General features: G+C 67.6%; 19 protein-coding genes and 2 tRNA genes. 10 read left to right on the forward strand and 11 right to left on the reverse strand.

Translation table 11 applies throughout. The features are described 5' to 3' along the window. Nucleotides 1–83 precede the first annotated feature (83 nt). Together HB724_RS07715 and HB724_RS07720 are read right to left on the reverse strand one after the other, a co-directional pair. The gene (locus tag HB724_RS07715) at nucleotides 84–1,010 is read right to left on the reverse strand and encodes a FecR domain-containing protein (RefSeq protein WP_213980340.1); all 927 of its coding nucleotides are present in this window, start codon (nucleotides 1,008–1,010) and stop codon (nucleotides 84–86) included. Beyond that, entirely contained in the window at nucleotides 1,007–1,543 is a 537-nt protein-coding gene (locus HB724_RS07720) for a sigma-70 family RNA polymerase sigma factor (RefSeq protein ID WP_213980341.1), read from the reverse strand. The genes HB724_RS07715 and HB724_RS07720 overlap by 4 nt, the downstream gene beginning before the upstream one ends. A 210-nt stretch (nucleotides 1,544–1,753) precedes the next feature. On the opposite strand from HB724_RS07720, the gene HB724_RS07725 reads away from it, so the two are divergent. Continuing rightward, on the forward strand, nucleotides 1,754–2,638 hold the full coding sequence (locus tag HB724_RS07725) for a metallophosphoesterase (protein ID WP_213980342.1): 885 nt from the start codon (nucleotides 1,754–1,756) through the stop codon (nucleotides 2,636–2,638). A gap of 56 nt (nucleotides 2,639–2,694) precedes the next feature. Here HB724_RS07725 and HB724_RS07730 read toward each other — a convergent pair. After that, a tRNA-Ala gene (locus HB724_RS07730) sits at nucleotides 2,695–2,770 on the reverse strand. Between the two features lie 83 nt (nucleotides 2,771–2,853). Continuing rightward, nucleotides 2,854–3,177, reverse strand: a complete 324-nt coding sequence (locus HB724_RS07735; RefSeq protein ID WP_213980343.1) for a TIGR02300 family protein — start codon at nucleotides 3,175–3,177, stop codon at nucleotides 2,854–2,856. A gap of 102 nt (nucleotides 3,178–3,279) precedes the next feature. Between HB724_RS07735 and aroA the strand changes: the two genes are divergently transcribed. From aroA to HB724_RS07750, 3 genes are read left to right on the forward strand one after another with little or no spacing between them, the layout of a single operon-like run. After that, on the forward strand, nucleotides 3,280–4,608 hold the full coding sequence (gene aroA, locus HB724_RS07740) for a 3-phosphoshikimate 1-carboxyvinyltransferase (RefSeq protein ID WP_213980344.1): 1,329 nt from the start codon (nucleotides 3,280–3,282) through the stop codon (nucleotides 4,606–4,608). Between the two features lie 33 nt (nucleotides 4,609–4,641). Further along, on the forward strand, nucleotides 4,642–5,628 hold the full coding sequence (locus HB724_RS07745) for a proline iminopeptidase-family hydrolase (RefSeq protein WP_213980345.1): 987 nt from the start codon (nucleotides 4,642–4,644) through the stop codon (nucleotides 5,626–5,628). A gap of 59 nt (nucleotides 5,629–5,687) precedes the next feature. Then, entirely contained in the window at nucleotides 5,688–6,317 is a 630-nt protein-coding gene (locus HB724_RS07750; protein WP_213980346.1) for a d(CMP) kinase, read from the forward strand. A gap of 3 nt (nucleotides 6,318–6,320) precedes the next feature. On the opposite strand, the gene HB724_RS07755 is transcribed toward HB724_RS07750, so the two are convergent. Continuing rightward, nucleotides 6,321–7,073, reverse strand: a complete 753-nt coding sequence (locus HB724_RS07755; protein WP_213980347.1) for a hypothetical protein — start codon at nucleotides 7,071–7,073, stop codon at nucleotides 6,321–6,323. A gap of 335 nt (nucleotides 7,074–7,408) precedes the next feature. On the opposite strand from HB724_RS07755, the gene rpsA reads away from it, so the two are divergent. From rpsA to HB724_RS07770, 3 genes are all read left to right on the forward strand, one after another. Continuing rightward, nucleotides 7,409–9,130, forward strand: a complete 1,722-nt coding sequence (gene rpsA / locus HB724_RS07760) for a 30S ribosomal protein S1 (protein WP_213980348.1) — start codon at nucleotides 7,409–7,411, stop codon at nucleotides 9,128–9,130. A gap of 174 nt (nucleotides 9,131–9,304) precedes the next feature. Continuing rightward, nucleotides 9,305–9,583 carry an integration host factor subunit beta gene (locus HB724_RS07765; RefSeq protein ID WP_213980349.1) on the forward strand — a complete coding sequence of 93 codons (279 nt, stop codon included), beginning with the start codon at nucleotides 9,305–9,307 and terminating at the stop codon, nucleotides 9,581–9,583. 56 nt (nucleotides 9,584–9,639) lie between these two features. Further along, nucleotides 9,640–9,726 (forward strand) — tRNA-Leu (locus tag HB724_RS07770). Nucleotides 9,727–9,739: 13 nt separating this feature from the next. On the opposite strand, the gene HB724_RS07775 is transcribed toward HB724_RS07770, so the two are convergent. Then, nucleotides 9,740–9,973: a hypothetical protein gene (locus HB724_RS07775; protein WP_213980350.1), complete on the reverse strand. Its 234-nt coding sequence runs from the start codon at nucleotides 9,971–9,973 to the stop codon at nucleotides 9,740–9,742. Nucleotides 9,974–10,138: 165 nt separating this feature from the next. Between HB724_RS07775 and HB724_RS07780 the strand changes: the two genes are divergently transcribed. Next, nucleotides 10,139–11,605 (forward strand): ABC transporter substrate-binding protein, encoded by a 1,467-nt coding sequence (locus HB724_RS07780; RefSeq protein WP_213980351.1) that lies wholly within the window; start codon nucleotides 10,139–10,141, stop codon nucleotides 11,603–11,605. A 25-nt stretch (nucleotides 11,606–11,630) separates the two neighbouring features. Then, entirely contained in the window at nucleotides 11,631–12,038 is a 408-nt protein-coding gene (locus tag HB724_RS07785; RefSeq protein ID WP_213980423.1) for a DUF4112 domain-containing protein, read from the forward strand. A gap of 133 nt (nucleotides 12,039–12,171) precedes the next feature. On the opposite strand, the gene HB724_RS07790 is transcribed toward HB724_RS07785, so the two are convergent. From HB724_RS07790 to HB724_RS07800, 3 genes are read right to left on the reverse strand one after another with little or no spacing between them, the layout of a single operon-like run. Continuing rightward, nucleotides 12,172–12,879 (reverse strand): ribonuclease T, encoded by a 708-nt coding sequence (locus tag HB724_RS07790; protein ID WP_346344694.1) that lies wholly within the window; start codon nucleotides 12,877–12,879, stop codon nucleotides 12,172–12,174. 17 nt (nucleotides 12,880–12,896) lie between these two features. Continuing rightward, entirely contained in the window at nucleotides 12,897–13,745 is an 849-nt protein-coding gene (gene nadC / locus HB724_RS07795; RefSeq protein WP_213980352.1) for a carboxylating nicotinate-nucleotide diphosphorylase, read from the reverse strand. Nucleotides 13,746–13,766: 21 nt separating this feature from the next. Then, nucleotides 13,767–14,666 carry an ArsR family transcriptional regulator gene (locus tag HB724_RS07800; protein ID WP_346344692.1) on the reverse strand — a complete coding sequence of 300 codons (900 nt, stop codon included), beginning with the start codon at nucleotides 14,664–14,666 and terminating at the stop codon, nucleotides 13,767–13,769. 195 nt (nucleotides 14,667–14,861) lie between these two features. On the opposite strand from HB724_RS07800, the gene HB724_RS07805 reads away from it, so the two are divergent. Then, the gene (locus HB724_RS07805; protein ID WP_213980354.1) at nucleotides 14,862–15,245 is read left to right on the forward strand and encodes a helix-turn-helix transcriptional regulator; all 384 of its coding nucleotides are present in this window, start codon (nucleotides 14,862–14,864) and stop codon (nucleotides 15,243–15,245) included. Nucleotides 15,246–15,383: 138 nt separating this feature from the next. Here HB724_RS07805 and HB724_RS07810 read toward each other — a convergent pair whose 3' ends face one another. Beyond that, on the reverse strand, nucleotides 15,384–15,845 hold the full coding sequence (locus tag HB724_RS07810) for a hypothetical protein (protein WP_213980355.1): 462 nt from the start codon (nucleotides 15,843–15,845) through the stop codon (nucleotides 15,384–15,386). 58 nt (nucleotides 15,846–15,903) lie between these two features. Beyond that, entirely contained in the window at nucleotides 15,904–16,914 is a 1,011-nt protein-coding gene (nadA, locus tag HB724_RS07815; RefSeq protein ID WP_213980356.1) for a quinolinate synthase NadA, read from the reverse strand. Between the last annotated feature and the right edge of the window lie 51 nt (nucleotides 16,915–16,965).

Raw genomic sequence — 16,965 nt, forward strand, 5'->3', positions numbered from 1 at the left:
GAACGGAGGACGGGACTTTCCGCCCGGTCCGGACAAAAGAATTTTGTTGCAATGCAATGACATGGAAATGTCGATTGCGTGACTCAATCGTCCGTCGCAACCAGCCGAAGCCGATCGCCTTCCTGCACCACCGCAAAGCCATAGGCCGCGCCGATCGCGTCGAGCAATTGGCGTGAATCATCAAGCTTGAAGCGGCCGGACAGGCTGATCCCCGCCAGGTTCCGCGGCGGATCCATCACCACCGGCCCGCCGCGCCGATTGAGCGCATCGACCAGGTCGATCAGCCGCACGTCATCGGTATCGAGCCAGTCTTGGCGCCAATCCTGCTGCGTCGCATCAAAGCGCGTGGGCGCCCGCGCGACGCCCTCGCTGAACCGCGAGCGCCAGCCCGCAGGCACTTCGACGCTACCCGCTTCATAGGAAGCACTGCCGAACCGCACCCGCCCGCGATAGACTGAGAGCTTCACTTCGCCGCGCGCGACATCGACGTCGAAGGCGGTGCCGAGCACGCGCGTCGCCGAATCGCCGGCCTGAACCACGAAGGGCCGCTTCGGCTCGTGCGCGACGTCGAAATAGGCTTCGCCCCGATTGAGCGCGACCCTGCGCTCGCGTTCGCCTAGCGTCACGTCGAGGCTGGTCGCGCCGCTCAGGTGCAGCGTCGATCCGTCGGCCAGCCTGACGTCGCGCTGCTGCCCGCGCTGGGTTTCGTAATGCGCGACGGCGGGCGCTGCGGGTTGGGGCACGAACCACCCACTGGACCAGGCGCCGATGCCGGCCGCGGAAACCAGCGCAACGACGCCCAGGCCGGCGGCATTGCGCCGCCGCGCGGCCCGCATCGCGCGGATATCGCCATCGGAAAGCCGGCCGAACGTCGCCACCTGCTCCAGTGCTTCGGCCAGCGCGGGATCTTCGAGCGTCGCCTGGACATCGGCGGCGTGCGGCGGCGCCGCTCCGCCGCTATCGGCAAGCGACCAATGGGCCGCGTTGCGAAGCGCGCCACGCCGGCTCATGCGCGTGCCCCCGCCGGCAGCCCGCGGCGCTCGAGCGCGACCCGCAGATCGGCCAGCGCGCGGCTGCAATGCTTCTCGACCGCGGCGATGCTGAGATCCAGATCGGCGGCGATCGTCGTGGTGGGAACGCCGTCGAGCCGGCGGCGCAGGAACACTTCCCGGCGCAGCGGCGGCATCACTTTGAGCGCCCGCACCAGAATCTCAACGCGCTGGCGATAGTCGAGTATCTCCTCCGCGCGCGGCTGGGGGCAGACGAGATCCTCGGCCAGTTCATCGGTAGCCGGCTGGGCCTGGCGGCGGCGGAAATGATCGTGGACGAGGTTGCGCGCCACCGCGAAGCAGAACGCCCCGACATCGGCGACGGGCCGCGTGCGGCGATAATCGTAGAGCCGGACATAGGTTTCCTGAACGATGTCCTCGCCTTCGCCGCGATCGCGCAGCCGCCCTTCGACGAAGCGCTGGAGCGCGCGGCGCAGCTCCGCTTCCTCGCCATCCGCGCGGCGGCGCGCGGCGATGGCCGTGATCTCGTTCATCGCGCCGGCCTTCCCTGGGGGAGCCGGTCACGCAGCCGCGCTGGCGACGTCATCATCTGCCTCCCCGCTCCGGATTCGCCCCGAGTCCCGGCACGGCTAGGCGCGCTCCGTGAAGCCCGCATGACAATCGTGCGACATCCCCGCGCCCGATGCTCAATCTGAAACAATCGAATCCTAAGCAGCCCCTTTTCAGAACCGATGGAGTAGGCGATGCGCTTGGGGATGATGCTGGCGGCACTGATCGGATTGAGCGCCGCGCCGGCCCCGCAGCCGGAGGAAGCGAAGCCGCAGTTCAGCATCGGCGCGATCGCCGACGCCCAATACGCCGCCGAGCCCGATGCCCCGCCCCGCCTCTATCACACCACGCCGGACAAGCTCGCCGCCGCGGTGGCGGACTTCAATCGCCAGAAGCTCGCCTTCGTCGTCCATCTCGGCGACTTCATCGACAAGGACTGGCCGAGCTACGACGCGCTGCTGCCGGTCGCGCGGAAGCTGAAGCATCCCTGGCATTTCGTGCTGGGCAATCACGAATTCGCGATCGACGATGCCCATAAGCCCCAGGTGCCTGCCAAGCTCGGCATGCCGGCGCGCTATTACAGCTTCGCCCAGCAGGGCTGGCTGTTCATCGTCACCGACGGCAATGACCTGAGCAGCTATGCCTGGCCCGAGGGCAGCCCCGAGCACCAGCGCAGCATGGAAGCGCACGCCGCTCTCTATGCCGACAAGCCGTTATGGGACGGCGGTATCGGCGACGCGCAGATGCGCTGGATCGACGCGCAGCTCGCCGAGGCAGATCGGAAGGGGCTGAAGGCGATGATCTTCAGCCATTTCCCGCTCTGGCCGGAGAATCCGCACAACCTGTGGAATGCGCCGGCGGTGATGGCGCTGCTCGAACGGCACCCCTCCGCCAAGATCTGGCTCGACGGGCATAATCATGAAGGCAATTACGGCGTCCGCGCGGGCATCCACTATGTCAACCTGAAGGCGATGCTCGACACGCCCGAGACGTCCTATGCCCGGCTCGATTTCTTCGCCGACAAGGTCGTGGTGCACGGCACCGGCCGTCAGCAGGATCTGACACTGCCGCTCCGGTGAAATGTCTGGAGAAAGAGAAAGCCCGGCCTGACAGGCCGGGCGATTCTTCAGGGAAATGGTGGAGCCGAGGGGGATCGAACCCCTGACCTCTGCAATGCCATTGCAGCGCTCTCCCAGCTGAGCTACGGCCCCATTCCCCGGGAAGGCAGGCCCATTAGAAGGGCCTTGCGGGTTTGGCAAGGACGGTTTTTCACGTCCTCGCCAATCCGGTGATTTTATTGCTCGTCGTCGTCCCCGCCGGTCTCGACGCCCAGGTCGTCGTCGCCGCCCAGATCGACGTCGTCGTCCGGCGAGGGCTCCTCGTCGTCGGCGCCGATGTCCAGATCCTCATCGCCCAGATCCGAATCCTCGCTCTCGGGCTTCACCTTGTCGGGCTTCGCCGCTTCGAAGGGAAGCGGCTGCTTCGACTTCAGGATCGGCTCCGGCTCCCAGGAGAAGGAGCAGTTGATGCAGACGACGGGCTCGTCCTTGGTAAGATCGTAGAATCGCGTCCCGCACTTCGGGCACGCGCGCTTGGTGCCCCATTCCGGCTTCACCATGTGTTGCCTCTTGCCTTTCAAAATATCGTGATTTCGGGTGTTGACCCCGGAAAGTGGGGGGCGCCTTGCCATGGTGCAAGCCGGCTGTCAAAGCCGCGCGCGATGTCGCACGCCGCTCCCCGCCCCTTCACCCTCTCCGCCCGTGGTCCGCTGCGCGGAATCGTCACCGTGCCCGGCGACAAGTCGATCAGCCATCGTTCGCTGATGTTCTCGGCGCTCGCGGTGGGAGAAAGCCGGATCGAGGGGCTGCTGGAGGGCGAGGACGTGCTCGCCACCGCCGCCGCGATGCGGGCGATGGGCGCCGAGGTGGCGCGCGGCGCGGACGGCGTCTGGCGCGTGCACGGCGTGGGCGTCGGCGGCCTGCTCCAGCCGGCACAGGCGCTCGACATGGGCAATTCGGGCACCTCGACTCGGCTGCTGATGGGGCTGGTCGCCAGCCACCCGATCACCGCCACCTTCATCGGCGACGCTTCGCTCTCCAGCCGGCCGATGGGCCGTGTGATCGAGCCGCTCTCGCGCATGGGCGCGGACATCACCGCCAGCCCCGGCGGCAAGTTGCCGCTGATGCTGCGCGGCCTGTGCCCGGCGATCCCGATCGAATATACCCTGCCCGTCGCATCGGCGCAGGTGAAGTCCGCGGTGCTGCTCGCCGGTCTCAACACGCCGGGCATCACCCGGGTCATCGAACCGGTTCCCACCCGCGACCATAGCGAGCGGATGCTGCGCGGCTTTGGCGCCGAGCTCACGGTCGAGGACGGCCCGAACGGCAGGATCATCTCGATCACCGGCGAGGCGGAGCTCAAGCCGCAGCACATCGTCGTTCCCGGCGACCCTTCGTCGGCCGGCTTCTGGATGGTCGCGGCGTCGATCGTGCCGGGTTCGGAGATCACGATCGCCAATGTCTGCATGAATCCGACGCGCACCGGGCTGATCCAGGCGCTGCGGATGATGGGCGCGGACATTTCCGAGGCCCAGCCGCGCATCGTCGGCGGCGAGCCGGTCGCCGACCTGATCGTCCGCCACGCGCCCCTGAAGGCGATCGAGGTGCCGCCCGAGCTCGCGCCCAGCATGATCGACGAATATCCGGTGCTGTTCGTAGCCGCCGCGCTGGCCGAGGGGCGCACCGTGGCGCGGGGCGCGCATGAGCTGCGCGTCAAGGAATCGGATCGGATCGCCGCCATGGCCACCGCGCTCACCGCGATCGGCGTTACCGTCGAGGAGTTCGAGGACGGGCTTGCCATCCAGGGCTCCGGCGGCGAGCCGCTGCAGGGCGGCGCTACGATCGCCTCGCTGCTCGACCACCGCATCGCGATGAGCATGACGATCGCCGGCCTGGCCTCAACTACGCCGGTGACGATCGACCATGTCGCGCCGGTGGCGACCAGCTACCCCAATTTCTTCCAGATGCTCGATGCGTTGACCGGCGCCTGATTTCGTATACCATCTCCGAAAAGGGGATCGTCCATGAAGTTTGACCGTCGTGCCCTGCTGGGCGGACTTGCCGCTGGCGCCTTCGCAGCACCGGTCCTGGCGCGCGCCGCCGGCCAGGCGATGCGGATCGCGCCGGATCGCGAGCTGATGGTGCCGGTGCAGGGCGGCAGCATCTATGTGCGCGTCAACGGCGATCTCAAGGGGCCGAATCCTCCGCTGGTCTACATGCATGGCGGCCCGGGCAGCGGCCATTCGGGGCTGCTCCCGCTCACCGCGCTCGCCGATGACCGCGCCGTGATCCTCTACGACCAGCTCGATAGCGGCCGATCGGATGCGCCGCAGGATCCCGCGAACTGGCAGGTCTCGCGCTTCGTCGACGAGCTCGACCATATCCGCGACGCGCTGGGCATCACGCGCTGGCACGTGGGCGGCGGAAGCTGGGGCGGCACGCTCGCGCTCGAATATGGCGCGCGGCGGCGCCCGGAAATGGCGAGCCTGGTGATCCAGTCCCCGCTGGTCTCCACCCGTCGCTGGATCGCCGACGCGAACCTGCTGCGCAGCCAGCTGCCCGCCGGATGGCGCGCCACGCTGGACGCCTGCGACGGCGCGGCGCCGCCCGCAGCCAGCCAGTGCGACGCGGCCACGGCAGCCTTCTACAAGCTCCATGTGGCGCGCGGCAACCGATCGCCGGAGATCGCCGCATATCGCGCCGGCCTGCCGCGCAACGCCGGCCGGAAGATCTATCAGGAGATGTGGGGCAAGGCCGAGTTCGTCTCGACCGGCACGCTCAAGGACTATGACGGCGAGCCGCTGCTCGCGAAGCTGGACGGCCCGCGCACCCTGTTCGTCTGCGGCGAATATGACGAGGCGCGGCCGGCCACCGTCGCCGCCTTCGCGCATCGCGTGCGCGGCGCCACCTTCCGCGAGATCAAGGGATCGGCGCACAGCATCCTCACCGACGCGCCGGATTCCTATCTCACGCTGCTGCGCACCTGGCTGGCGCGCCACGATCGGGCCTGATCGCAACGGGGCACCGCTTTCCGCTTGACGAGGGCGATGCGCATGGCGAGGCGGGCGCCATGATCATCGCAGTCGACGGACCGGCCGCTTCGGGCAAGGGCACCATCGCCCGGGCGCTCGCGCGCCATTACGGCTTGCCGCATCTCGACACCGGCCTGCTCTATCGCGCGGTCGCGGCCATGGTGCTGCGCGAGGGGCTCGATCCGGAGAAGGAAGCCGATGCCGTCTCCGCCTGCAGCTTCGAGGACCGGCTGCTCGACGATCCCTGGCTGCGCAGCGACGAGGTGGGCAAGACCGCCTCGATCGTCTCGGCGCATCCGCTGGTCCGCGCCGCATTGCTCAGCCGGCAGAAGAAGTTCGCGCATCAGGCCGGCGGCGCCGTGCTCGACGGCCGCGACATCGGCACGGTGATCGCGCCGGATGCGGACGTAAAGCTGTTCGTCAAGGCGACGCCGATGATCCGCGCCCAACGGCGCCACCTGGAACTGCGCAAGAACGGCACCGCCGCCAGCCTCGACAAGGTGCTGTCCGATATCCGCGCCCGCGACGAACGCGATTCGCGGCGGAGCGAGGCGCCGATGACCCAGGCGCCCGACGCCGCGACGCTCGACACCAGCTTCCTCTCGATCGACGCCGCCGTGCAGCGCGCGATCGCGCTGGTAGAGGCGCGCAAGCGCCAGAGCGCCTAGCCCTCAGACGCGAGCGTGCTGCGTGCCCGGTCCGCGCTGCGCGCCGGGCACATGGCTTGCGCCGGAATAATAGAGCGCCTTCATCGCGAGCGCCGCCTCGTAATCCTCATATTCGTCGATATCGATGCCGGAGGCTTTCCGCACCTGATGCATGTACGGCTTGCGGCCTAGGAAATAGGCATCGCGCATCGTGTCCTCGGTCGAGCGCATGTAGAGCCCGTTGGTGATGCGGAAGATATCGGGCAGGTTCTGCGTGTACACATGGCCGCGATCGGCCTTGTAATTGATCGGCCCCTCGGCGTTCCACAGGAACTCTTTGAGCAGATTGGCCGAGACGAGGCTGTCATGCGTCCGCTCGAGCGCGACATGGCGCAGGAACAGGTCGAAGCCCTCGCGATATTCGTCCGGCGACATCAGCGGTACCACCGCCATCGCCCAGGCGAAATAGGGCGTCTTCACGTCCTTCACCACGCCGGTAATCACTTCGCTCAGCGCCGCGAGATGGGCGGTGCAGAGATAGTCAGACCGCGGCAGGAACTGCACGCCGTGCCGCTCGGCAGCCTCGCGCACTCGTTCCGAATTGGAGCTGAGGAAGATCAGATCGGGATCCTGGACCTGCTTCAGTTGCTCGATTTTCCAGTCCAGCAGCGTCTTCTCGCCGTCGAAAGGCAGGAAGATTTTGCCGCGTACGCGGCTGCTGCCCTCGCGCACGGCGACAATGACGGAAATGTCGCGATAGGCGCCCATCTCAAGCATGTCCTGTCTCCTTTGCTCATCCCCGGCGCCAGTCCTGATATCCCATTATAGAGGATCGGCGGCGGCGAATGGCGGCGGTGCCCTTCCCTGCCAAGCTTGCGATCGGGGGCCGTTTGCGCTAAGGGCGCGCGGTCCAACGAGCGGGTGCTCGTGAAGGAAGGCGCACCGGGAGGTTTCCCGCGCGCTCTTTTCGCATTTTTGACGATGTGAATTCCTTATTGCATCCGCGCGACGGACGCCGCGTCCGGCATCCGGCTGTCGCGGCAATTCTGGCCTAAAAGACCGTCGGATCCAACCGACCGGCCGGAAAAACTGAACTAGGAACGAAACCCTTTATGGCCACTACGGCAAACCCCAGCCGCGACGATTTCGCGGCGCTCCTCGAACAGACCCTCGGTCAGGCGGACGGCTTTGAAGGCCGCGTCGTGATCGGCACCGTCACCGGCATCGAGAACGACCTTGCGGTCATCGACGTCGGCCTCAAGTCCGAAGGCCGTGTGCCGCTGCGCGAATTCGCCGCGCCGGGCCAGAAGGCCGATCTGAAGGTCGGCGACGAGGTCGAAGTCTATGTCGATCGCGTCGAGAACGCCAGTGGCGAAGCGATGCTCAGCCGCGACCGCGCCCGCCGCGAAGCCGCTTGGGACAAGCTGGAAACCGAATTCGCCAAGACCGCCCGCGTCGAGGGCGTGATCTTCGGCCGCGTCAAGGGCGGCTTCACCGTCGACCTGTCGGGTGCCGTGGCCTTCCTGCCCGGCTCGCAGGTCGATATCCGCCCGGTGCGCGACGTCACGCCGCTGATGGACATCCCGCAGCCCTTCCAGATCCTGAAGATGGACCGCAAGCGCGGCAACATCGTCGTCTCGCGCCGCGCCGTCCTCGAAGAGACCCGCGCCGAGCAGCGTTCGGGCCTGATCCAGTCGCTGGCCGAGGGCCAGGTGATCGACGGCGTCGTCAAGAACATCACCGATTACGGCGCCTTCGTGGACCTGGGTGGCATCGACGGCCTGCTCCACGTGACGGATCTCAGCTACAAGCGCGTCCAGCACCCGTCGGAGATGCTGAACATCGGCGACACGGTGAAGGTGCAGATCATCCGCATCAACCGCGACACGCAGCGCATCTCGCTGGGCATGAAGCAGCTCGAGAGCGATCCGTGGGACGGCGCCGCCGCCAAGTACCCGGTCGGCGCGCGCCTCAGCGGCCGCGTGACCAACATCACCGAGTACGGCGCGTTCGTCGAGCTGGAGCCGGGCATCGAAGGCCTGGTCCACGTCTCGGAGATGAGCTGGACCAAGAAGAACGTCCATCCGGGCAAGATCGTCTCGACCTCGCAGGAAGTCGACGTGGTGGTGCTCGAGGTCGATCCCGAGAAGCGCCGCATCTCGCTGGGCCTCAAGCAGGCCCAGGCCAATCCGTGGGAAGCCTTCGCGGCTGCCCATCCGGTCGGCACCGAGGTCGAGGGCGAAGTCAAGAACGCCACCGAGTTCGGCCTGTTCATCGGCCTGGACGGCGATGTGGACGGCATGGTCCACATGTCGGACATCGCTTGGGGCATCTCGGGCGAGGACGCGCTCAACCTGCACCGCAAGGGCGAGACCGTGAAGGCCATCGTGCTCGCGATCGAGCCTGACAAGGAGCGCATCTCGCTCGGCATGAAGCAGCTCGAGCGCGGCGGTCCGTCGGCGGCGGTTGCGGCCGGTGGCGCGAGCGCCGGTGATCGCCTCAACAAGAACGCAGTCGTCACCGTCACCGTTCTCGAAGTCCGCGACGCGGGCCTTGAGGTCCAGGTGGGCGACGACGGCGCGACCGGCTTCATCAAGCGTACCGATCTCGGCCGCGACCGCGACGAGCAGCGTCCGGAGCGTTTCGCTGTCGGCCAGAAGTTCGACGCGATGGTGACCGGCTTCGATCGTTCGAAGAAGCCGACCTTCTCTGTCAAGGCGATGCAGATCGCCGAAGAGAAGCAGGCCGTTGCCCAGTATGGCTCGTCCGATTCGGGCGCGTCGCTCGGCGACATCCTCGGCGAGGCCCTTAAGGCCCGCAACGAGAAGAACTGATCCGGAAACGGGGAGCGGTTTCGGCCGCTCCCCACCCCGACAAATTGAATTATTTGCAGAATTCCGTAAATGTTCGGGTTGATGCAAGTTACGGAAGGGCGCTAGGGTCTTCCGCAGGGGAAGCGTTGCGCGGGGAGTAAACGATTACTCGTCGCGCGCCATGGGAGGGTACGGATGATCCGTTCGGAGCTGGTGCAATTGCTGGTGCAGGACAATCCTGGCCTGTCGATCCGCGAGGTCGAGAAGATCGTATCGGTCTTCTTCGATGAGATCGTGGACCGGCTGAGCGAGGATGGCCGTGTCGAGCTACGCGGCTTCGGCGCTTTCTCCACCCGCGCCCGCGATGCCCGCACCGGCCGCAACCCGCGCACCGGCGAGACGGTGGACGTCGATGCCAAGCGCGTGCCCTATTTCAAGCCCGGCAAGGAAATGCGCGGCCGCCTGAACGTCTGAACGTCTCGGCAACGCGCGCTTGACGAGTCAGCCCGCATCGTCTTCGTGACGCGGATGCGGACGTGGCGGAACCGGTAGACGCCGGAGACTTAAAATCTTCTGCCCCTCGGGGCGTGCGGGTTCGAGTCCCGCCGTCCGCACCAAATCCCTCAGCGCTTACGGGCTGTCGGGATCATCGTCGTCGGTCGCGATGATGACGCCGCCCGCCACGATGGCGGCGATGCCGATCAGCGCGATGATCGGTGCTCCGGCAAGCTGCGACGATTTATCCGACTTGGTCGCCGCCCGCAGCGACAATTTGGATGCCGGCGCTTGCGCCGCCAGCGCGGGCACCGCAGCGAGCGAGAGGGCGGCCAGGCTGACCGCGGCTTTGCCAAGGATACGCGACATTGTGGAACTCCCTATAATGTCAGCCGCTTAAACCGGCGCACTGCCATTCGGTTCCATCGCCCATGCCGCGCTGCGGCAAGGCGGCGCTGGGCAACGGCGGCCAGCGGGGTTGGCAGCCCGGTGGCGAGGCCATACACCCGCTTCGTCGTCCCCGCCGGAACCGCCATGCATCGACTTGCCCTGCCCGCTCTGACTCTCGCCCTGCTCGCGGGCGGGTGCGGGACCGTGGGCCAGCGCCGCGACGATGCGCCGGTAGTGGTGAGCGCGATCGGCGGCCCTGCCGAGCCGGCCGATCCCAGCGCCAGCGAGATGACGACGGCCCAGCGCGTGCTGATGGGCGCCACCGCCCAGGGGCTGGTCCGCTTCGACGCGACCGGCCAGATCGAGCCGGGCCTGGCCGAGCGCTGGATCGTGATCGACGACGGCCGCAGCTATATCTTCCGCCTGCGCGACGCCGCCTGGTCCGATGGTCAGCCGGTCACCGCCGAACAGGTGGTGCGCGTGCTGCGCCGCGCCGCCGCGCCGAACAGCCGCAACGCGCTCGCGCCCTTCCTCGCGGTGATCGAGGAAGTCGTCGAGATGACGCCGCAGGTGATCGAGGTGCGGCTCAAGCGGCCGCGCCCAGACCTGCTCAAGCTCTTCGCCCAGCCTGAACTGGCAATCTTCCGCACGCGCAGCTTCGTGGGAAGCGGCCCCTTCATCGCGTCGCGCGACAGCCATGCCGGCCTGTTGCTGCGCCCCGCCCCGGACCCCACCCAGCCCGACGACCATAGCGGGCCGGCACCCGAGGAGACGGTGCGCCTGTTCGGCGAGCGGGCGGCGGTGGCGCTGGCCCGGCTGCGCGCGCGCCAGTCCGATCTCATCCTGGGCGGCACCTTTGCCGACTGGCCGATCGTCGCCCGGGCCGGGATCGCCGCAGCCAATGTCCAGATCGATCCCGCCATCGGCCTGTTCGGGCTGGCGGTCGTCCGTCCCGAGGGCTTCCTGGCCGATGCCGGCAATCGCGCGGCGATCGCGATGGCGATCGATCGCGTCGCGCTGACGTCCGCAGTGCTTCCCGATTGGGCGCCGATCGAAACGCTGCTGCCGAGCCAGCTCGATTCCGCCACGCAGCCGACCCAGCCGGACTGGGCGCCGCTGCCGCTCGATGCCCGGCGCCAGAACGCGCGCGCCAGGGTCGCGGCCTGGAAGCGGGCCCATCCCGGGCCGGCGACGGTTCGGATCGCCCTCCCCTCCGGCCCCGGCGCCACCCTGGTCTGGGCATATCTCGCCAAGGCGTTGTACGACATCGGCCTTGTCCCGGAGCGCACGGCCCTGGACGAACGGACCGCCGGCCTGCGCCTGATCGACGCCGTCGCGCCCTATGACAGCGGCCGCTGGTTCGTCGCCACGGCATGCCGCGCCTGCTCCAGCGACGCTGCGGCATTGGTCGAGGCGGCGCGCGACGCCCCCGATCTCGCGAGCCGCGCCCAGCGTATCGCCGAGGCGGACGCTGCAATCGCCGCCGACGCTACCTATATCCCGATCGCGCAGCCGCTGCGCTGGTCGGTTGTCGCACTCAGGCTGGGCGCGTGGCAGCGGAACAGCCGCGCCTGGCACCCGTTGAACCACCTGCGCAACGATGCGGAGTGAGATGGTGGCAGTGAAGACGACGCGGATGGCCTCGGGGCCGATGGCCGGCCTGCCCTTGGGCAAGAACCCGGCCGATGTCCGCCGCCGGATCGAGGCGATGGAGAAGCTGCTCGAACGCGGCTTCACCATTCCCGGCACCAGGCAGGTGTTCGGCCTCGACGTGATCCTCGACCTGATCCCGGTCGGCGGCGACTTCATCGCGGCCGCGATGGGCATCTACATGGTGATCGAGGCGCGCAACCTGGGCATGTCGAAGTCGGCAATCGCGCGGATGCTGGGCAATGTCGGGATCGACTGGGCGCTGGGGCTGATCCCCTGGGTGGGCATGATCCCCGATTTCTTCTTCCGGTCGAACACGCGCAACCTGAAGATCATCCGCAAGCATCTCGACAAGCATTACCCATCGACCGTGACGATCGACCAGCACGCCTGAGGTCGTTGGCAAAGCCCTTCCCCGGCGAAAGCCGGGGCCCAGTATCGAGCCGGCATGAGGAAAGGGCCGCTCCATCCCAAGCCACATCGCAACTGGATCCCGGCCTTCGCCGGGGAAAATATTGGTGGATGCCTTACCGCCCGCCGCGCCAGATCTTCACCAGCGCGGCATCGGGCGTGCCGCCGGTGCCCGGCTTGCAGCGCTCGTAGCGGAAGCCCTTGTCGAGGCAGAGCCAGAGTTCGTCGAGCCAGTCCTGCCGTGTGGTCGTCACGCGGATCGCGGTGGCGGGCAGGCCCGGATTGGCGGCGGCGAGGGCCTGCTTGAACTGCGCCACGGTAAGCGTGCGGCGTGACAGAGCCGCCATGTCCGGAAAGCGCAGCGCCGAATAGAGCCGCGTCGCCCGGCCGAAAAATTGCTGCATCGACATGGCCGTGCAGGTGCCGTGCTTGGCCCATTCATGCTGGATGAGCTGTTCGGACGGCGTCGAGCACAGCGTGCTGCGGAGCACGGCGGGCGGCACGATCGCCGCCTTGGCGCAATATTGCGGCCAGTCCTTGCCATAGCCGTCCGGCCACAGCCCATGCAGCGTGAAGCCGAAGCGAGTGCCGCCGCCGCACTGGAAGCGCGCGCCGGGCGTATCGCCATTGGCGCGGCAATAGCCGGGGCTCCAGGTGAGCGCGAGCGTGTAGCTGCCGATCGGCAGCACGCGGCGCGGCTGATCGGCGCTGGGCAGGTCGGGCCGGGGCCGTTGCAGCTTGGCGGGCGGCGTGCACATCAGCGCCTGGGCGTTCGCCAGGCCAGGGAGCAGCGAGAGCGCCGATGCGGCGACGCCGAACAGAATCTTCACGGTCGATCTCCTCAAGCGCTCTGGGCGAAGTCGAGCCCGATATCCGCCGCCGGGGCGGACTGGGTGAGCCGGCCGACGCTGACATAGGTCACACCGCTTTCGGCGATCGCGCGGATCGTGTCGAGCCGCACCCCGCCCGAAGCCTCGGTGGGGATGCGCCCATCGACCAGCGCGACGGCCTCGCGCAGCATCTCCGGCCCCATATTGTCGAGCAGCAGGTGCGTGGCCCCGGCGACAAGCGCCGGCTCGATCTGGGCAATCCGGTCGACCTCGACGATGATCCGGGCAATCCCGGCCGCCACCGCACGGCGCACCGCCTCCTCGACCGAACCCGCCACCGCAACGTGATTGTCCTTTATCATCGCCGCATCCCACAGGCCCATGCGATGATTGGTCGCGCCGCCCATCCGCGTCGCATATTTCTCCAGCACGCGCAGCCCCGGCAGCGTCTTGCGCGTGTCGAGCAGCGTCGCGCCGGTGCCGGCGATCGCATCGACATAGCTGCGCGTCATCGTCGCGATGCCCGAGAGGTGCTGCACGGTGTTGAGCGCCGAACGCTCGGCGGTGAGCATCGCCCGCGCGCTTCCGCGCAGCCGGAGCAGATCGGTCCCCGCCTCCACCCGGTCGCCATCCTCCACGAGCCGCTCGATCGCCACATCAGGATCGAGCGCGCGGAAGAACGCCTCGGCGATCGGCAGCCCCGCGACGACGATCGCATCGCGGCTGTCCATCACCCCGTCGAACACCGCGTCCGCCGGGATCACCGCCGCCGAGGTGATGTCGCCGAGATCGCCCAGATCCTCGGCAAGCGTATCGCGCACGAAGCGGTCGAGATCGAAATGGTCGAGGCGGAAGGTCATGGATCGCCTCTAGGCTTGTCCCTAGGCGAACGACAAGAGCGGCGGGCGGCCCTCGACATAGCAGCGCGCCGGATCCTCGAAGCAGAAGCCGCCCGCCGCCAGCCGGATCAATATCTGGCGCGTGTGATCGGTGCTCGTCCGGCTGTCCGCCACGGCGGCGGGATCGTCGAGTTCCGCGTCGGAGACCAGCAGCCCGCCTGCCCTGCGCACCAGCACGCCCTTCTCGATCAGCGCGCTCACCCGCCGGTGCGTCGTCGATGTCGCAAGGCCCATCGCCCGCGCCACCGCCCCGGTGGAGACCGGCGCGCGCAGCGCCTCGTCCGGGATCTGGGTGAAATCGGCATGGGCCAGCGACACTTCCCGATTATAGATGAACGGCCGCGCATTGGCGCAGGTCACCGCGACCAGGATCGCCAGGTCGATCCAGCGCTGGAACCGATGCGCATGGAACTCCACCCCGGTCAGCAGCACGTCGTGCGCGGCGGCCAGCCCGGTGCGCCAGTCATAATCGACCTGCGGCCGCTGCTCGGGAAGCGGTAGGCCGAACCACGCCATGTCCTCGATCAGCCGCACCAGCGCATCGTGATGGAAATGGAACATCGCCTTGATCGCCGGCCGCTCGTGCACCTCGGGCGGGACCGTCACGCCCGCGGAGGTCCGGACGCAGAGCCCCGCGTCGCACAGCCCATGGATATGCCGCCGCACCGTCTCGAACGGCCGCGCCAGCGAGGCGGCGAGCCCGTTGATGCTGATCGCCCTCGCTCCCCGTTCGCCGGGACGGGCATGCCCCTCCGAATGGCCCGACAGAAGCTCGCTTTCCCGCGCCACGACCATGAAGATGATCGCGCGATCGAGATCCCCGTCAAAGGCGCGGATCCCCACGGCGATGGAGCCGGTCTGCATCTCGGCGAGCAGGCGCACCAAGAGCCTTCCCTGCGAGAAGGGATTGCGTTGCCGGATTGCCGATGGCGGCCGGGGGACCTGCATCAATAGGCAACATCTGCCTCGGCCGGCCGCCGGACAAGGCCGATTCTGTAAAATACTGTAACGAAATATTTGCAATTCGGCGCAACTCTGTCCCAGAACGGTGCGTGACGTACCGGGGGGCGCGTTCGAATGGATAAGACGGGATCGCCTGAAGGCTGGACCTCGACCGCCTGCGTGCTGCGCCAGGCGCGTGAGGCGCGTGGCCTTTCGCTCGACGAGCTTGCCGCGCAGACCTGCATTTCCCGTCATCACCTCACCGCCATCGAGCAGGCCGAGTTCGGTCGCTTCGGCGCGCCGATCTATGCCGTGGGCTTCGCCCGCAGCGTCGCGCGGACGCTGGGCGTGGACGAGCAGCCGATCGTCGATGCGATCAAGGCGGGCATCGCCCAGCTCGCGCCGGCGCCGATCGCCGAACCGGAAGCACGTTCGCTCGGCTTCGCGCTCGGCCTCTCCGCCGCAGCGGCGGTGGCGCTGTCGGTGGTGGTGTCGCTGATCCCGGGGCTGCGGCCTTAAACCGGATCGAGTTTCGGCGTCCCGATACGACGCATTCCGCCACGCCGGACCCATTTACTCAAATCGTTGCGCCGTCGCGCGAACCGATTCTTCGCGCGACGGCACGACGGTGCCGGGCATAATGCCCGCCGAGTACTCTCAGACGCCGTTGAACAGCGTCGGGTTATCCATCTCGCTACGCTCGATCAGCTTGCCGCCATAGGTCTCGACCATCAGCCGCGCGCGGGCAGCGGGATCGCTCTCGGCGCCCGAGCCACCGGGCAGATCGAAGCCCGAACGGGTGGCGATGACCCCGGACTCATAGATCTGCGCGATCACCCGGCCGCCCACCTCGATATTGCCCCAGATCCTGGAGGCATCGTTGTCCGGAACCGCATCGCCGGAAAGCGACGAGACGGCATCGAACGTCTCCGGGCTCAGCGGAGGAACATATATCGGCGCGCCGCTCTTGGCGACGAGCAGGTCGGTAAGCCGGCCCAGATAGGTGAAGCCGGAGATCGCGATGCCGTCATGAGCTTCGCCAGGTTCCGGTTCGGTCGCCGCCGCGGCGGGACGCGGCGCAATCTGCGGGGTATGCGTTCCTTGAACTGCTGAGATCATCCGGATGCCTCCAACGCGCGCAGCGCGCGCAGTCCATTATAGGATCGAGGCCGGCCCCTCAGGCTCCCGCCACGCGCACCGGCCCCAGATCGCCCTGCCCCACGGTGGCGCTCGCCATTTCCAGCATCCGGTCGAGACTCTTCTTGGCCTGTAGCCGCAGACCTTCCTCGATCTCGATCCTCGGCTCCAGGTCGCGCAGCGCCACGTAGAGCTTCTCCATCGTGTTGAGCGCCATATACGGGCAGATATTGCAATTGCAGTTGCCGTCCGCGCCCGGCGCGCCGATGAAGGTCTTCTCCGGCAACGCCTTTTCCATCTGGTGGATGATGTGCGGCTCGGTCGCGACGATCAGCGTGTCGCCGGGGAAGGATTTGGCGAAATCGAGGATGCCCCGCGTCGATCCGACATAATCGGCATGGTCCAGGATATGCGGCGGGCATTCGGGATGCGCCGCGATCGGCGCGCCCGGATGCTGGGCGCGCAGCTTGAGCAGCTCGGTTTCGCTGAACGCCTCGTGGACGATGCACACGCCCGGCCACAGCAGCATCTCGCGCTTCAGCACGCGCGTCAGATAGCCGCCCAAATTGCGGTCCGGCCCGAAGATGATCTTCTGATCGAGCGGGATCTGGCTGAGGATCTTCTCGGCCGAGGAGCTGGTGACGATGATGTCGCTCAGCGCCTTAACCTCGGTCGAGCAGTTGATATAGGTGAGCGCGATGTGATCGGGATGCGCCGCGCGGAACGCCGCGAACTGATCGGGCGGGCAGCTGTCCTCCAGGCTGCACCCGGCGTTCATGTCGGGCAGCACGACGATCTTCTGCGGCGAGAGGATCTTCGCGGTCTCGGCCATGAAGCGCACGCCGCAGAACGCGATCACGTCCGCGTCGGTCTCGGCCGCCTTGCGGCTGAGGTCCAGGCTGTCGCCTACGAAATCGGCGAGATCCTGAAGCTCGGGCTTCTGATAATAATGGGCAAGGATGACGGCGTTGCGCTCCTTGCGCAGGCGATCGATCTCCGCGCGAAGATCGAGCCCCGCCAGGCTGCCGCCGATACCGTTACGCGCGTCCATCCATCCATGCTCCCGTTGGTCGCCCGGCACATGGCCCCGGCGGCGGCAGGG

The organism is Sphingomonas sp. dw_22 (assembly GCF_018449795.1).
Classification (GTDB): Bacteria; Pseudomonadota; Alphaproteobacteria; order Sphingomonadales; family Sphingomonadaceae; genus Sphingomonas.

Excerpts from the sequence above, each read along its gene's own strand:
- HB724_RS07725 (WP_213980342.1), top strand. The coding sequence starts at position 1,754 with ATGCGCTTGGGGATGATGCTGGCGGCACTGATCGGATTGAGCGCCGCG.
- HB724_RS07755 (WP_213980347.1), bottom strand. The coding sequence starts at position 7,073 with ATGCTTGAGATGGGCGCCTATCGCGACATTTCCGTCATTGTCGCCGTG.
- HB724_RS07805 (WP_213980354.1), top strand. The coding sequence starts at position 14,862 with ATGGATAAGACGGGATCGCCTGAAGGCTGGACCTCGACCGCCTGCGTG.
- aroA (WP_213980344.1), top strand. The coding sequence starts at position 3,280 with ATGTCGCACGCCGCTCCCCGCCCCTTCACCCTCTCCGCCCGTGGTCCG.
- HB724_RS07745 (WP_213980345.1), top strand. The coding sequence starts at position 4,642 with ATGAAGTTTGACCGTCGTGCCCTGCTGGGCGGACTTGCCGCTGGCGCC.
- HB724_RS07715 (WP_213980340.1), bottom strand. The coding sequence starts at position 1,010 with ATGAGCCGGCGTGGCGCGCTTCGCAACGCGGCCCATTGGTCGCTTGCC.
- HB724_RS07765 (WP_213980349.1), top strand. The coding sequence starts at position 9,305 with ATGATCCGTTCGGAGCTGGTGCAATTGCTGGTGCAGGACAATCCTGGC.
- HB724_RS07780 (WP_213980351.1), top strand. The coding sequence starts at position 10,139 with ATGCATCGACTTGCCCTGCCCGCTCTGACTCTCGCCCTGCTCGCGGGC.
- HB724_RS07775 (WP_213980350.1), bottom strand. The coding sequence starts at position 9,973 with ATGTCGCGTATCCTTGGCAAAGCCGCGGTCAGCCTGGCCGCCCTCTCG.
- HB724_RS07810 (WP_213980355.1), bottom strand. The coding sequence starts at position 15,845 with ATGATCTCAGCAGTTCAAGGAACGCATACCCCGCAGATTGCGCCGCGT.
- rpsA (WP_213980348.1), top strand. The coding sequence starts at position 7,409 with ATGGCCACTACGGCAAACCCCAGCCGCGACGATTTCGCGGCGCTCCTC.
- nadC (WP_213980352.1), bottom strand. The coding sequence starts at position 13,745 with ATGACCTTCCGCCTCGACCATTTCGATCTCGACCGCTTCGTGCGCGAT.
- nadA (WP_213980356.1), bottom strand. The coding sequence starts at position 16,914 with ATGGACGCGCGTAACGGTATCGGCGGCAGCCTGGCGGGGCTCGATCTT.
- HB724_RS07785 (WP_213980423.1), top strand. The coding sequence starts at position 11,631 with ATGGCCTCGGGGCCGATGGCCGGCCTGCCCTTGGGCAAGAACCCGGCC.
- HB724_RS07735 (WP_213980343.1), bottom strand. The coding sequence starts at position 3,177 with ATGGTGAAGCCGGAATGGGGCACCAAGCGCGCGTGCCCGAAGTGCGGG.
- HB724_RS07720 (WP_213980341.1), bottom strand. The coding sequence starts at position 1,543 with ATGAACGAGATCACGGCCATCGCCGCGCGCCGCCGCGCGGATGGCGAG.
- HB724_RS07750 (WP_213980346.1), top strand. The coding sequence starts at position 5,688 with ATGATCATCGCAGTCGACGGACCGGCCGCTTCGGGCAAGGGCACCATC.